Genomic DNA, 14,891 nt, shown 5'->3' with positions numbered 1-14,891 from the left:
GCAACGCCTAGCTGCGGATACGCCATCCGGTTTTGAAGATCCATCCGATCACGGCCAGGCAGATCAGGGTAAACGCAACGATGGCCAACAGGCTGAAAACAATCGGCACGTCTGCCAGCCCGTAAAACGACCACCTGAAACCCGAGATCAGATAGACGACCGGATTGAACAAGGTGATCGTCTGCCACAGAGGCGGCAGCATCGAAACAGAATAGAAAGTGCCGCCCAGAAAGATCAGCGGCGTCACCACAAGCTGTGGCACCAGAGACATCTGTTCAAAGTTGCTGGCCCAGATTCCGATAATGAAACCCAGCAGTGAAAAGCTGAGGCAGGACAGGATCAGAAACGCCGCCATAGCAAATGGGTGTTCTATTCGGATATCTACGAAGAACGTCGCCGTGATCAGGATCACCAGACCAACAAACAAGGCCTTGGTCGCCGCAGCCCCCACATAACCGATGACGATCTCGATAAAGTTCACCGGGGCCGAGAGCAGTTCGTAAATTGTACCCAGAAACTTGGGGAAATAGATGCCGAAGGACGCGTTCGAAATCGACAGCGTCACAATCGACAACATGATCAGCCCAGGCACGATGAAGGCACCATAAGACACCCCCTCGACCTCTTGAATGCGGCTGCCGATGGCGGTGCCAAAGACCACAAAATACAGCGAGGTGGACAGTACAGGCGACAGAAAACTTTGCGCCAATGTCCGAAAGAACCGGGTCATTTCAAATCGGTAGATCGCGGCGACAGCAGACCAGTTCATGCGGGCTCTCCCGATACCAGGTTGACGAATATCTCTTCCAGACTGGATTGCCGGGTCTGAACATCCCGCAAAACCAATCCGGCCTGCGCCACATCATTCAACAGAGTGGTGATCCCGGTCCGATCGGCATTGGTGTCATAGGTATAAACCAACGCATCTCCATTGCCGTTCAAGGCCAGATTATGCGCAGCCAGACTATCCGGTATCTCTGATATCGGAGCCGCCAGCATCACATCGATCTGCTTTTTACCCATCTGCGCCATCAGGGTGCCCTTGTCCTGCACCAGAAGCAACTCACCCTTGTCAATCACCCCGACCCGGTCCGCAATCGCCTCGGCCTCTTCGATGTAGTGCGTCGTCAGAATGATGGTGACACCGGCCTGTTTCAACTCGGCCACAATCTCCCACATGTCCTTGCGGAGTTCGACATCGACCCCGGCGGTGGGCTCATCCAAAAACAGAATACGGGGCTCATGCGCCAGTGCCTTGGCAATCAGCACCCGCCGCTTCATCCCGCCAGAAAGTTCCTTGATTGCGTTCCAGCGCTTGTCCCACAGCGACAGCTTTCGCAAGATCTCTTCGATCCGGCTGTCGTCGCGCCCATACCCGAAAAGACCGCGCGAAAACCGCACGGTGTTGTACACTTTCTCAAACGGCTCCAGCGCGATCTCCTGAGGCACCAATCCGATCATCCTGCGGGCAGCTCGAAACTCGGCCTGAATGTCGTGGCCGCCAACCGTGACTGATCCCGAACTTGGCGTGGTAATCCCACAGACGGTCGAGATCAGGGTGGTCTTGCCCGCCCCGTTCGGCCCAAGCAGCGCCAGAATCTCACCTTCTTCAATGTCCAGCGACACGCCTTTCAGCGCCTCAAACCCGTCAGCATAGGATTTACGCAACTCCTTGATGGACAAAATCGCAGTCATGGCTGGCCCTCGTTTATTGTCCGAACCATATCGCGCCTTGCCAGCATGCGACAGGTCAGTTCCGCACAGTGTTCTCCGCATTTTTGCGGAAAGATCAATCGCCGCCCCTGTAATCCCCCCTTGCAATCCCGCCAATCCACCGGAAACTTCTCTTAAGACAGGAGAAGGTCACATGCTGAACGGGGTACGTATCATAGAAATCGAAGGGCTTGGCCCGGCACCCTTTGCCGCCATGCTGCTGGCTGATCTGGGCGCAGATGTGATCACCATCCATCGCAAAACAGGCACGCCACCGCCCGGAATGCCAGATCGCGCGGTCTTGGATCGCGGCAAACGATCCATTGCGCTGGATCTGAAAGACGCAGACGATCTGGAAACCGCAAAACAGTTGATCGACACGGCCGACACCCTGATAGAAGGCTTCCGTCCCGGCGTGATGGAAAAGCTGGACCTCGGGCCAAATGAATGCCTGCGGCGCAATCCAAAACTGGTCTATGGGCGAATGACCGGATGGGGACAAGACAGCCCTCTGGCCCAGACGGCAGGCCATGATCTGAACTATATCGCTCTTTCGGGTGCGCTTTGGTACGCATCAGCACCCGATGCAGTTCCACAATCCCCGGCCACACTGGTGGGTGATATCGGCGGCGGTGCGATGTATCTGGTCGCAGGGCTGCTCGCAGGGCTCATCAACGCCCAAAACACAGGACAAGGCACTGTCGTTGACGCGGCGATCTATGACGGCTCAGCCCATATGATGAACCTGCTCATGACCATGCGCCAAACCGGCAACCTGCAACAGGCACGGGGCCAAAGCCTGCTGGACGGCCCCCATTGGAGCCGCACCTACACCTGCTCGGATGGGCGTTACATCACCGTTCAATGTCTCGAACCCAAATTCTATGCCGAGTTCCTGAAAATCTTGGGGCTGTCTGACGACGCCACCTTCGAACCCCAGTACAACTCGACACTCTGGCCCGACCAGACCCGCCACCTGGCCCGGCTTTTCTGCAAGCACCCACAAGATCACTGGACTGCCTTGTTTCAAGGCTCTGACGCCTGTGTCGCTCCGGTTCTCAGCCCGGATGAAGCCCTTACCCATCCCATGAATGAAACCCGTCAAACATGGCAGTTAATCGACGGCACCCTTCAAGCCGCGGCCGCGCCCCGCTTCTCAAACCACCGCTGGACCCCACAGCCCAGCCCGACCCGAGGCGAACACAGCGCCGAGATCAAAGCCGAACTCGACCGCTTACACCGATCCAATCCTTCATCTGGCTAAAAGTATCCCGGGGGATGAATTGGCCGCAGGCCAAGAAGGGGGCTGGCCCCCTTTCCCCTTACCGCCCACGCACCGTATCGATCATCAACTGCACATTCTCCGGGTCTGCATCCGGTGTGATTCCGTGCCCCAGATTGAAGATATGGGGGCCTTTTGAAAACGCCTCGACAATGCTCCGGGTTTCATCCACCAGCACCTGCCCACCCGTGACCATATGCGAGGACGCAAGATTGCCCTGAACACAGCCATCCACCTGCACATGTTTCGCCGCCCAATCGGGTGCAACCGAGTTGTCCAAAGCAACGCAATCCACGCCGGTTTCCCTTGCAAAGCCGACATAGCCATCGCCAGCTTCTCGCGGAAAACCAATGACCGGGATATCCGGATGGCGTGCCTTGATGGCTTGGGCAATCACTCGGCACGGCTCGACCGCGTATTTCCGGAATGCTTCACCCTTCAACGATCCGGCCCAGCTGTCGAAAATCTTGACCACTTCAGCACCCGCCTCAATCTGGGCCGAAAGGTATTCGATGGTTGCAAGCGTGATCCGGTCCAGCAAAGCTTCAAACAGCGCAGTGTTCCCCTCGCGCAGCGCATGCGCAGGCCCCTGATCCGGGGTGCCACGCCCGGCAATCATATAGGTCGCCACCGTCCAGGGGGCGCCCGCAAAGCCGATCAATGTGGTCTCGGATGGCAACTCGCGCGACAGAATCCGCACGGTTTCATAGACCGGAGACAGCGTCTCATGAATGTCCTCAACCGGCTTCAGAACATCGAAATCCGATTGCTGCGTGATCGTCGACAGGCGCGGGCCTTCACCGGTCACGAACCACAAATCCGCCCCCAGCGCCTGTGGCACCAACAGGATATCTGCAAACAAGATCGCCGCATCGAACCCGTATCGGCGGATCGGCTGCAACGTGACTTCTGCGGCTAGTTCCGGATTATAGCAGAGCGACAGGAAGTCCCCAGCCTGCGCTCGCGTCGCGCGATATTCGGGCAAATACCGGCCAGCCTGACGCATCATCCAGATCGGCGGTACATCCTGCACTTCACCCGCCAGCGCCCGCAACAGCTTTTTCGTCTCGGCCATCTTTGCCCCCAATATTTGCAATTTGGTTCACGGGGTCATCCTTTGGCGGCAATTTGTCAAGCGCAGCCCCCATTGTCAGGGCAATGTGACGCGACTAAAGCTGTGCCCATGACATTGACCCTGCCCACCCCCGCATCGCCGCTGAAGATCGGCACCCGAGGCTCGCCCCTGGCTTTGGCGCAAGCCTATGAAACCCGACAGCGCCTGTCTGGCGCGTTCGATCTATCTGAGGACGCGTTTGACATCGTGGTGATCAAAACCACCGGCGACAACCGCGCCATGATCGATGCGGACCGGCCGCTGAAAGAGATCGGCAACAAGGGCCTGTTCACCAAAGAGATCGAAGAGGCCATGCTGCGCGGTGACATCGACATCGCGGTGCACTCGACCAAAGACATGCCGGTTGCACAGCCCGTAGGTCTGGTGCTGGATACGTTCCTACCGCGCGAAGATGTGCGGGATGCTTTCATCTCTCCGCAGTTTCAGGCCATCCACGACCTGCCCCAGGGCGCTGTGGTTGGCACGTCCTCTCTGCGACGCAAGGCGCAACTGCTCAATCGTCGCCCCGATCTGAATGTTGTCGAGTTCCGGGGCAACGTTCAAACCCGTCTGAAGAAACTGGCAGATGGCGTGGCGGAATGCACATTCCTAGCCATGGCGGGCATTCGGCGTCTCGACATGAGCGATGTGCCGGCCAAGCCGATTTCACCTGACGAGATGCTGCCTGCCATCGCGCAAGGTGCCATCGGAATCGAACGCCGTGTTGATGACAATCGCGCCGCCGAGATGCTTGAAGCCATTCACCATGCGCAGACCAGCACACGACTGGCGGCCGAACGTTCGTTGCTGGCGGCGCTGGACGGCTCGTGCGAGACCCCGATCGCCGGTCTGGCAGAGATCGATGCAGGCCAGCTGCGACTGCGCGGCGAGGTTCTGCGCCCCGACGGGTCCGAAGCGATTGCCGAAGACACCACCGGAGCCATCGAAGACGGGGCTGAAATGGGCCGTGCTGTGGCTGATATCCTGCTTAAAAATGCGGGCCCCGGATTCTTTGAATGGAAAAAAATCTAAAAATTTTAACCAATGTGAACTTTTTCACAGCGCAGAGCCCGAATTAAGCTGATAGTGTGTTCATACCGGTTGGAAATCGGGACAGTCTCGAAAGTATCGAAAAGTTTCAAGTTGTTAGTGTTGTAATCAGTGTTCGAGGGGGCGAGATTGACCCCGACATTCAAAAGGTTCAGGGTCGCTGTTGGGGGTCAACAGCGGCCCGCCTTTTTTGGATCAAGGCGCATCTTCAGCTTATAGCGCTGACAGCTTGCTGAATCGCGTGGTGTGTCTGCTCCAGATCAGCCTCGGTGATCGCCAAAGACGGGTAGAGCTTACCTGGCGATTTGAATATGCCATGTGCGCGCAACACGTCGTTGAACAGGACATTGCGCTTAGGATCGTCATGCTTGGCGCTGCGATAGTCCCGGCAGTCATTTTTGGTAAAGTAGATATCAAACAGGGTCACGTCGCCGCAAATCTGGTGCGCGATCCCGGCCTCATTCAATGTATCGGTGAGCATGTTTTGCAGGCGCGCACCAATGTCGCGCAGGCGATCATAGGTGCCATCGCGGCGCAGAATCTCCATCGTTTTCAGCCCGGCGACTGAGGCAACGGGATTGCCTGACAAGGTGCCAAGCTGCATCAGCCATCCGCCCTCACCCACTTGCGATTTGTCGAAATGCTTCATGATATCGGCATTTGCGCCCAGCGCGGCCAGCGGGAAGCCACCACCGGTGATCTTGCCCATCGTACAGATGTCGGGTGTCACGCCATACCGCTCCTGCGCCCCACCATAGGCGAGACGGAAACCCGTGACGATTTCGTCGAAGATCAACAGGACATTATATTTGTCACACAGATTACGCAGGCCCTGCAGATAGCCGGGCATGGGCGGGATGATACGCTGTAAGGGTTCGACCATGATCGCGGCGATGTCGTCATGTTCGATCAGCAAAGTCTCAACCGCATCCAGATCATTGAACGGTGCGATCAGCATCTGGTCCGCAACACCTTGCGGGATACCCGCGCTGTCAGGGACGGCCTGTGGGAAATTGACCTGACGGCTGGGGGCCAGGCTCATCTGCGCTTCAGCGCTCATCCCGTGATAGCCGCCTTCGAATTTCAGAATTTTATCGCGCCCGGTATAGGCCCGCGCCAAGCGGATCGCGTACATATCCGCCTCACCACCCGACGCGACAAAGCGGACCTGTTCGCAACATGGCACCGCTTCAATGATGGCTTCAGCCAGTTCGATGCCCTTGGCGTTGTTGGCGAAAAAGGTCATGCCTTTGGGCAGTTGCTCCAGCACGGCCTCCATCACTTCGGGATGACCGTGGCCCAGCAACATCGGCCCCGACCCGATTAGATAGTCGATATATTCGTTGCCATCTTCATCCCAGACGCGGCTGCCTTCGCCGTGCGAAATGATGATGCCCGGATCGAAATTCCCGAACCCGCCTGCTGGCAAAACAGCCTTCGCGCGGTCGATCCATTCGGCTTGAGTGTTGATCTTCAACATGTCACGCGATCTCCATCATAATAAAATAAGCGACTATTCATAAATCGCGACCGGATCGCCCAGCGCGTCTTCGTCGGGGTGCACGCCAAGGCCCGGAGCTTCGGGCAAATGCAAGTGGCCGTTGATATTGCGGGGGCCGCGACCGCCAGCAATATCGAGGGTAATCATATCCTGACAGGCCCAGACGGCGTGACAGTTGTGATCCGGGATGGTCGCAGCCAGATGCAACGCCTCGGTATCGGCCAAAACCGTTCCGCCAGTCGCCATCACGAACATGTCGATCCCGTGGGCCAGCGCGATATCCCGCATCCGGGCGGCCTTGGTCAGACCGCCGACGCGGTTCAGCTTGATCCCAAAGACCTCGGCGATCCCGTCACGCGCGATGCGGGCCGCGTCCTGCAATGTCACAAGGCTTTCATCCACCGAAACGGGTGAGGCGTGCTGGCCCGAGATTGCGGCGATATCGTCCAGCGTTTCACCGGGTTGTTCGAACATCACGTGCAGGTCTTCGCAGACGCTCATCACGCGCAGGGCCTGTTGCCGCGTCCAGCCCCGGTTGACGTCATAAAGGACTATCTCACCCGGTCGCCGGATGCTTTCAACATCACGGACACGGGCGATGTCACGTTCCACATCGCCACCGATCTTCACCGAATGCGCCACATAGCCCCGGCTGCGATAGCGTTCGATCACCTCGCGAGTTTCCTTGACCGTCTTCGCCCCAACGGACGAGGCAATGGGGCGCGGTGTTCGGGACCCACCGCCCATCAGATCGGCAATCGGCAAACCCGCCGCCTGTCCGGCAATATCCCAGCAGGCCATATCAATCGGGCTTTTGGCGTAAAGATGGCCGGGCAAGGCCATATCCATCGCCCGTTCCACATCCAGAACCTTGCGTGGATCGAGGCCTAGGATGAAAGGCGCCATCGTTTCAATCCCGGCACGAATGCCCGGCCCGTGCGCAGGCACATAGGTATGGCCCCACGGGGTGCCTTCACCCCAGCCAGTCAGGCCAGCATCGGTTTCGATCTTCACCAGCGTCGCGTCCAGCATTTCGAACTTCAGCCGCCCACCGGACAGCCAGTAGGGATGCTCCAAAGGCAGATCAACGTGATAGACCGAGAGTCGGGTGATCTTCATTTCAATTCCACTTCCACAAAGGACATCGGGGCATCCCCGGCATTGATGACATTATGTTCGACCCCTTCATCCCGGCGATAAGCGGTTCCGGCGGGCACGGTCACCTCGTTGACCGTTCCGTCCGGCAGATCCAAACGCATGTGGCAATCGGTAATCGCCGTGATGACGTAATCCATCGCGTGGCGATGCCATCCGGTTTCTGCACCGGGCGCAAAGTCAAACCGCGTCACGCGCACGCGTTCATCGTCGATCATCTGAGTGGCAACGGCTTGTGGTTTCATAATGCGTACTCCGCTACAGGCGCGCCCAGGCTTTCGAAATCCGGTTTGACACCAAGGCCGGGTGTGTCGGGCGCGTATAGCTTGCCGTCACGGGCAATCGGGCCGCCGATGCCGGTGGATCGGGTGTTATAGTTCATAAGGTCAGTTGTGTTCTGCAGATACTCCGGCGGGGTTGAGGCGGCGAAATGGGCCACGACCGAGGATGTGATCTCGCCGCCCCATGTATCCTCGCTGACCACCGGGATGCGATTTTCGACCAGATAGTCCCGGACCCGCCGCGCCTTGCTGATCCCGCCGAGATTCGAGATTTTCAGACAGCAGATCTCGGCCCCGCGATCCGCGACAATCCGTTGGGCCATGTGGATACCGGTGACGCATTCATCCAGCTTCATCGGCTGTTCGGCAACGCGGCGCACCTGCTGGCATTCCTCATAGGTGCGGCAGGGCTGTTCCAGAATGAAATCCAGATCGCGCGTGGCGCGGGCCACCCGGACCGCATTGTCCACGCGCCAGCCCTGATTGGCATCGGCCATCGCCTTCTCACCCTGTTTCAGCAAGGGAACAATGGTGCGGATACGGTCAATGTCCGTGGCCCAGTCACCGCCCACCTTGACCTGAAACTGCCGGTATCCCTGATCGCGGTAACGATCCATCTCGGCCACGGTCTCATCCACCGCCTTCTGCGGCGCAACCCGGTACATTGGCGCACCATCAGTCAGTTTGCCGCCCAGCAGCATCCAGACCGGCTGATCGCAGGCTTGCCCCAGAATGTCCCAGCAGGCCGCGTCGAAGGGGGCCTTTGCATAGCCGTGCCCCTGCCCCAGATGATCCATCAACTGCTCGATCCGCGCTACCTGACGCGGGTCTTCGCCCAGCAGATGCGGAGCAACCAGCCGCGCCAGCGCAACCACGCCTTCGGAATGGGCGACCATGTAGTTTTCACCGCAAGGCGTGAACTCGCCGCAGCCTTGTAGCCCGGCATCGGTGTCGATGACCACGACCGAGGCGGTGGCGATTTCGATGGCGTTGCCAGCCCCCCATACGTAAGACCCGCCAACATACGGAAGCCCGGTTTGATAGATGCGGATGCGCGAGATCTTCATGCCGCATCCATTCTGGGCAGATCACACATACCCGCACCGCGCCACAGCACAAAGGTCAGGATCGGTTGATCGGTTGTGACCATGGCATGGCTTTCCCAACTGGAATGCATGCGGGTTTGATCGGGTCCGACGAAAACCGCATCCGCGTCGGTCTTGAACACAGCGCCGCCCGCCAAGGTTAGATAAAGCTCCTCAGCCTGATGGCTGTGCCGGTCATAGTTCAGCCCCGGCCCCCAATAGGCGATGTAGCCGCGCAATTGGGTCGAATGGAAATGGCCCGTGGGCCCGAACAGCTCGTAATACCCATAGCGTCGCAGGAAATCCGCGCCGACCTCCTCTTCGGTATAGGTCTGTTTCCAATGCGCCAGATGTGTGGTGCCCCGCACAGCCGCAACCAAGTTTTGGGTCAGTTCGCTGCCTTTGATTTCAAAATCCCGCACTTGGTCTGCGGCTGCAATGTGACTGGGTTGGGCTTGTATAAGGGACAGGTCCGAGGGCCACGTGCTAAACGCAGACAGCGCGGGGTGTGCCTGATGTACCTGCCGAGCGGCTTCGAGCACATCATCCAGTGTCATGGGATCACCACGATATTGCCGGTGTGTTGTTTGGCGATGAACGCGGCCTGTGCCTCTCGCAATTCCTCCAGCGGATAGGTCGCGGCGAGGGCGGGTTTGATCTCACCTGCTTCGATGTATTTCACGAGGTGCTGCATGACCTGAGGGTCAATCACGGTCGAGCCGGTGAAGGTCAGATCGCGCAGATAGAATGTACGCAGGTCGAACTCGACCATCGGCCCGGCGATAGCGCCCGAGCAGGTGTACCGCCCACCGCGTTCCATTATGTCAATCAGGTGCGGCCAATAGGGGCCACCCACCACATCGGCGACAACGGTGATTTTCTCTGACCCAAGAGCGGCGCGCAGATTTTCGGGCGCGCGGCGCAGTATTCTGTCGGGGCCCAGCTTGGCCACGTCTTCATGCTTCGCCTCAGATGCCATGGCGATGACACGGGCACCCCGGCGTTTGGCCAGCTGCACCAAAGCACCGCCAACACCACCCGACGCGCCCGGTACCAGAACCGTATCCGCGCGGGTCACATTGGCGCGGGTCAGCATCCCTTCGGCAGTTGAGTAGGAACAGGAGAATGTGGCCAGTTCAGCGTCCGAAAGGTCCGAGGTGACTGGCACGGCATTCACCGCCAATGTCGTCGCGTATTCAGCAAAGCCGCCATCCCGTTCGGACCCGTAGTAGCCCGTCTTATCCATGTTCTGCGGATCGTCCGGGTCACGCAGCCAGCCATCGGTGATCACCCGTTGTCCGACGCACGATGGGTCCACACCCTCGCCAACCGCAACGATACGACCACAAATGTCAGCGCCTTGAATGCGGGGAAAAGTGATGGGCGCACCGCCCCAAGTGGGATCATCTTCGCCAACCTCGGCAAACGCACCACCGGTTGTCGCGTCGGTCACGGTTTTCGAATACCAGCCCGACCGTGTGTTCACATCCGTATTATTCAGCCCGCATGCGGCCACACGGATCAACACCTCACCCGGCGCAGGATCGGGGCGCGGCCAGTTGTCGTGCAAAACCATCTGCTCGAGACCGCCATGTCCCATGGTCACCATGGCCTTCATTGTATCAGGCAGGGTCATCCTTTAGTCTCCGTAGTTGGGCCACGGGTTGATGCACGTTTCATGGCCTGCGATTCTGCTCGACAGGCTAATTTCACAACTGTACCATCGTCAATCATGAATGACACAAATGTATCATCAATCGTTCTGGATCGTCTGTCCGAGGAATGGGATGCCCTGACGCCCGAAGCCCAAAAGGCCGCACGGTATGTGCTGGAAAACCCTACGGATGTGGGCGTATCCACCGTGCGCGAGATAGCCGAGGCTGCCAAAGTCAAACCCAATACCTTTGTCCGCATGGCGCGGCAGGTCGGGTTCGAAGGCTACGAAGATTTCCGCGCGCCCTTCCGCGAAGCGATCCGCAAAGGTTCGGTTTCATTTCCCGACCGCGCCCGCTGGCTACAGGAAATCGGCAAATCGGGCGAGATGGGAGGGCTTTACGCCGACATGATCGGCGCGGCCATCCGCAATATTGAAGAGACATTTGCCGGCATCGATGTCGAACGACTGCGCGCAGCCGCCGAAGATATCTGGAACTGTCGCCAGATTTTCACGCTGGGCGTTGGTGTGAACAACTCGAACGCGCGCAACTTTACCTATCTGGCCTCGACAGGGATGAAGCAGTTTCACGCCATCCCCCGGTCAGGTTCGACCCCGGTGGATGATCTGGCCTGGGCGGATGAACAAGATGTCCTGATCGCCATCACCTGCCACCCCTACCGGACCGAAGTGATCGATGCGATCAAACTGGCCCGGCGGCAGGGGATGACAGTTGTTGGCATCTCGGACAGCCCCGCCAGCCCGGTGATCCTGAATGCTCAGCACGGGTTTGTCGTGGCCGCGGATACGCCGCAGTTTTTCCCCTCCTCGGTATCGACCATCGCCCTTTTGGAAACGCTGTTGTCCTTCGTCATCTCGGTTTCCAGCGATGAAATCGTGGAACGTGTCGAACGGTTTCACCAGCGCAGGCATCAGTTGGGTCTGTATGCGGCAGAGCCTGAATAGACCTACTATGCGGCTCTATCATCGCCCGGTTTCACATCCTCGATGTGGCCAATAGCAACAGGTTGTGGACGATGATCCTGACAAACGCGTCTAGGTTGTTGCCTGCCATTCGTCACTGATCTATCGATACCGCGATGAGATTTGTTTTGGCCTGTTTTTCTGCGTGTTTTCTGTGCGCCGTATCCTCTGCCTTCGCGCAGGAGGCGACGCTATCCCGACCGGACCTCAGCGCCTCGGGGCAGGACTATCTGAAAGCGGTCAGATATCGGGGGATCGACACGGATGTGCTGTATTTCGATCCCACCAAACCCGCGCCGCCGCTGGACACGGATTTCACGCCTCAGGCTGAAAACCAACCCGTTCAACTGTCTGCCGACAGTCGCTGGATCGTGGGTGCGATCTCGGCAATCGTTCTGATTTTTCTGGCGCTTTTCATCTACAATAGCGCGGGTAAAACATCTGTTTCGTTCCGCAAATCCTCGGACAATGCCCGACGCAAAGGTCGGCACAGCGGCTCAGAGACGACGGAGGACGGGGATGAAATACCTGATCTGGACGCGCTGCTCAGGCTGAAGGACCGCGATCTGGCCGTCACCGGATTGGCCCAACTGGCGCTTAGCCGGTGTCTGGCGGCAAACGAGGTTCTGTTCAAACGTAGTTGGACCCATCGCGAGGCTTTGCGCAGCATGCCGCAAAACCTGTGGTACATCCCTGATCTGCGCGCGCTGGTTCTGGAAAGCGAACGTGTGAATTTCGGTCATCACTCGATCAGTGAAGGTGATTTTGACGCACTGCTATCACGTATCCGACCCGTCCTGCGCGAGGTGCGGGCATGAGCGATACAACAGGGTTCCCATCGACAGATCGTATCCGTTTGGACTGGATCATCGTCGGCGTGGTGATTGCAATATGCGTTGGCATATTCCTCTACGTCATGGCAGGGCGCCAATACGCATTGCGCGAGTCGGCCAGTGGGTTTGATGGGCTGGACCGCTGGTTGAACAGCCAATCGCACGCCACCCAAAGCTTTACGGGCGGCTGGCCGTTGGATCGCAGCACAGTGGGCCTTCTGGTTCAGCCGCTATATGACACGCGCCTTGATGCGGATCGGACCACCGCCAAGACCAAAGAAGAGCTGTTGTTTCAACCCGATGAGTTCGATCAGAACATCGACGTCATCCGTGACAAGGCACAATCAGTGCGCAGCCTGATTATTCTGCCGAAGTGGCGCAGTGGCATGCGCCTGACAGGGTTCGGACATCCGTTTCTGATCGCGCAAAGGACCGACCTTGAAACGATCCTGCACGGGCTTGTCGGGCCCGAGGTCGGAAGCCTGCAATTCGCACGCAGACCATTTCTGGACTATGAGCTGGTCGCAGACCCGCAGTTGAAAGCCCGCATCTATGCCGCGCAAACCTTTGCCGGAAACGGGTGCGATCCCATCGTCGGACAACCGGGCGAGATGCTGCTTGGCCTGTGCCCGCTGCCGGGGTCTGAGGGCACGCAGCAAGTCTATGTCCTGTCGGACCCGGATCTGTTGAACAATCACGGCCTCACCCTGGGCGACAATGCATGGATAGCGGCGCGGGTCCTGCCTCAGATCGCCGGGGATCAACGCATCATCATCGATTACAGCGATCAGAACTGGCTGACGGCACCTGAAAACGTCGTCGCCCGTGAACGCACATGGGACGATCTGAAACGTCTATTCGAACCCCCGTTCCGAGTTTTGTGGATCGGGGCCGGCCTTTTGCTGGCGCTGTCGATATGGCGCGGTGGGTTGCGCAGTGGGCCTGTGTTGGGCCCTGCCCCGACGCTGGGCACTGGCAAACGGACCGCCAATCAGGCACGGGCACGGTTAATGCGCCTGACGGATCAGGATGGCGCGATGCTGTCGGACTATGTCGACACACGGTTGCGCGCCCGTGCGGCTACGCTGTTTGGAAATACGCAAATGGCAGTCGGCACACCTGAAGAGGCGTATCTGAAATACGTCCGCGCCAGAAAGCCTGATCTGGCCGCCCAGCTGGACACGCTGATCCAAACCATACGCGCCCTGCCCCCGCATCTGGGTGCAGATGACGCGATTTCCTACATTGACCAATTCGAACTGATACTGGAGCACCTTGCCAATGACGCTTGAAGAACTGTTCGCCCGGGCCGAGGCGCTGCGCGCCGAGATCGGCAAAGTTGTGCAAGGCCAGCAAGAGGCTGTCGATCTGCTGCTGACCGCCTTGTTCGCACGCGGGCACGTGCTGCTCGAGGGCCCTCCGGGCACGGCAAAAACCCTGTTGGCGCGCAGCTTTGCCGGGGCGCTGAACCTGCAATTCGGGCGCATCCAATTCACCCCCGATCTGATGCCGGGCGACGTGTTGGGCACCTCGATCTACAATTTTCAGACCAGCGAGTTTGTTCTAACCAAAGGCCCGGTCTTCAGCCAGATCCTGCTGGCGGATGAGATCAACCGCGCCCCGCCCAAGACCCAAGCCGCGCTGCTGCAAGCGATGAATGAGCGAATGGTGACGATTGACGGCACCGACCACATGCTGGGGTCGGAATTCATCGTCGTCGCCACCCAGAACCCGATTGAACAGCAAGGCACCTACCCCTTGCCCGAGGCGCAATTGGACCGGTTCCTGTTCAAGGTGAACCTGACCTTCCCGCCCGAAGATGTGGAACTGTCGATCCTGCGCCAGCATGCGAATGAGCCGCTGGATTTCCTGAGCGCCACGCAAACCGTGCAGCCGCTGCTGGATGCACCGACCATGTTGGCCGCGCGACGACTGATCGACGGGATCGTGCTGGATGATGACATTCTGGCCTATATCCTGCGGCTGGTTCGCGCCACGCGCGAAAGCGCGGACATTGCCTTTGGCGCCTCGACCCGAGCTGCGGATGCCATTGCCGGGGCCACCCGCGCAACGGCGGCCCTGAACGGACGTGACTTTGCGATCCCCGATGACGTCAAAACCCTGATCATCCATGCGCTTCAACACCGCATCGTGCTGTCCCCTTCGGCCGAGATCGAAGGGCGCGGCCCGCGGCAAGTGCTGGAAAACATCCTCAACCAGATCGAGGTCCCCCGCTGAT

At 58.7% G+C, this 14,891-nt stretch carries 15 protein-coding genes; 6 read left to right on the top strand and 9 right to left on the bottom strand.

What is annotated here, in order from left to right; all coding sequences use genetic code 11:
- Nucleotides 1-7: 7 nt before the first annotated feature.
- Both AC2FGE_RS09160 and AC2FGE_RS09155 read right to left on the bottom strand, forming a co-directional pair.
- Nucleotides 8-769 carry an ABC transporter permease gene (locus AC2FGE_RS09160; RefSeq protein ID WP_496818909.1) on the bottom strand — a complete coding sequence of 254 codons (762 nt, stop codon included), beginning with the start codon at nucleotides 767-769 and terminating at the stop codon, nucleotides 8-10.
- On the bottom strand, nucleotides 766-1,695 hold the full coding sequence (locus AC2FGE_RS09155) for an ABC transporter ATP-binding protein (protein ID WP_496818908.1): 930 nt from the start codon (nucleotides 1,693-1,695) through the stop codon (nucleotides 766-768). The genes AC2FGE_RS09160 and AC2FGE_RS09155 overlap by 4 nt, the downstream gene beginning before the upstream one ends.
- Nucleotides 1,696-1,867: 172 nt before the next feature.
- On the opposite strand from AC2FGE_RS09155, the gene AC2FGE_RS09150 reads away from it, so the two are divergent.
- Nucleotides 1,868-2,977 (top strand): CaiB/BaiF CoA transferase family protein, encoded by a 1,110-nt coding sequence (locus AC2FGE_RS09150; RefSeq protein ID WP_496818907.1) that lies wholly within the window; start codon nucleotides 1,868-1,870, stop codon nucleotides 2,975-2,977.
- Between the two features lie 58 nt (nucleotides 2,978-3,035).
- On the opposite strand, the gene hemE is transcribed toward AC2FGE_RS09150, so the two are convergent.
- Nucleotides 3,036-4,070 carry a uroporphyrinogen decarboxylase gene (hemE, locus tag AC2FGE_RS09145; protein WP_496818906.1) on the bottom strand — a complete coding sequence of 345 codons (1,035 nt, stop codon included), beginning with the start codon at nucleotides 4,068-4,070 and terminating at the stop codon, nucleotides 3,036-3,038.
- A gap of 108 nt (nucleotides 4,071-4,178) precedes the next feature.
- Here hemE and hemC point away from each other — a divergent pair, with 108 nt between their 5' ends.
- Nucleotides 4,179-5,141 (top strand): hydroxymethylbilane synthase, encoded by a 963-nt coding sequence (hemC, locus tag AC2FGE_RS09140; RefSeq protein ID WP_496818905.1) that lies wholly within the window; start codon nucleotides 4,179-4,181, stop codon nucleotides 5,139-5,141.
- A gap of 226 nt (nucleotides 5,142-5,367) precedes the next feature.
- On the opposite strand, the gene AC2FGE_RS09135 is transcribed toward hemC, so the two are convergent.
- From AC2FGE_RS09135 to AC2FGE_RS09110, 6 genes are read right to left on the bottom strand one after another with little or no spacing between them, the layout of a single operon-like run.
- Nucleotides 5,368-6,639: an aspartate aminotransferase family protein gene (locus AC2FGE_RS09135; protein WP_496818904.1), complete on the bottom strand. Its 1,272-nt coding sequence runs from the start codon at nucleotides 6,637-6,639 to the stop codon at nucleotides 5,368-5,370.
- Between the two features lie 33 nt (nucleotides 6,640-6,672).
- Nucleotides 6,673-7,779, bottom strand: a complete 1,107-nt coding sequence (locus tag AC2FGE_RS09130; protein WP_496818903.1) for a mandelate racemase/muconate lactonizing enzyme family protein — start codon at nucleotides 7,777-7,779, stop codon at nucleotides 6,673-6,675.
- Entirely contained in the window at nucleotides 7,776-8,060 is a 285-nt protein-coding gene (locus tag AC2FGE_RS09125) for a cupin domain-containing protein (RefSeq protein WP_496818901.1), read from the bottom strand. The genes AC2FGE_RS09130 and AC2FGE_RS09125 overlap by 4 nt, the downstream gene beginning before the upstream one ends.
- Nucleotides 8,057-9,163, bottom strand: a complete 1,107-nt coding sequence (locus tag AC2FGE_RS09120) for a mandelate racemase/muconate lactonizing enzyme family protein (RefSeq protein ID WP_496818900.1) — start codon at nucleotides 9,161-9,163, stop codon at nucleotides 8,057-8,059. Before AC2FGE_RS09120 ends, AC2FGE_RS09125 begins: the two co-directional genes overlap by 4 nt.
- Entirely contained in the window at nucleotides 9,160-9,738 is a 579-nt protein-coding gene (locus AC2FGE_RS09115; protein WP_496818899.1) for a dimethylsulfonioproprionate lyase family protein, read from the bottom strand. The genes AC2FGE_RS09120 and AC2FGE_RS09115 overlap by 4 nt, the downstream gene beginning before the upstream one ends.
- Nucleotides 9,735-10,817: an alcohol dehydrogenase family protein gene (locus AC2FGE_RS09110; RefSeq protein ID WP_496818898.1), complete on the bottom strand. Its 1,083-nt coding sequence runs from the start codon at nucleotides 10,815-10,817 to the stop codon at nucleotides 9,735-9,737. The genes AC2FGE_RS09115 and AC2FGE_RS09110 overlap by 4 nt, the downstream gene beginning before the upstream one ends.
- 96 nt (nucleotides 10,818-10,913) lie before the next feature.
- On the opposite strand from AC2FGE_RS09110, the gene AC2FGE_RS09105 reads away from it, so the two are divergent.
- The 4 genes from AC2FGE_RS09105 (at nucleotide 10,914) to AC2FGE_RS09090 (ending at nucleotide 14,890) form a co-directional block, all read left to right on the top strand.
- The gene (locus AC2FGE_RS09105) at nucleotides 10,914-11,801 is read left to right on the top strand and encodes a MurR/RpiR family transcriptional regulator (protein ID WP_480544457.1); all 888 of its coding nucleotides are present in this window, start codon (nucleotides 10,914-10,916) and stop codon (nucleotides 11,799-11,801) included.
- Between the two features lie 134 nt (nucleotides 11,802-11,935).
- Nucleotides 11,936-12,637, top strand: coding sequence for a hypothetical protein (locus AC2FGE_RS09100; RefSeq protein WP_496818897.1), 702 nt, complete (start codon nucleotides 11,936-11,938; stop codon nucleotides 12,635-12,637).
- Entirely contained in the window at nucleotides 12,634-13,944 is a 1,311-nt protein-coding gene (locus AC2FGE_RS09095; protein ID WP_496818896.1) for a hypothetical protein, read from the top strand. Before AC2FGE_RS09100 ends, AC2FGE_RS09095 begins: the two co-directional genes overlap by 4 nt.
- Nucleotides 13,934-14,890 carry an AAA family ATPase gene (locus tag AC2FGE_RS09090; RefSeq protein ID WP_496818895.1) on the top strand — a complete coding sequence of 319 codons (957 nt, stop codon included), beginning with the start codon at nucleotides 13,934-13,936 and terminating at the stop codon, nucleotides 14,888-14,890. The genes AC2FGE_RS09095 and AC2FGE_RS09090 overlap by 11 nt, the downstream gene beginning before the upstream one ends.
- Nucleotide 14,891: the final 1 nt, after the last annotated feature.

Source organism: Ruegeria sp. YTSA075, assembly GCF_059610245.1.
Note: the sequence above shows the minus strand (reverse complement) of the source record. Positions and strands in the feature narration are given on the sequence as shown.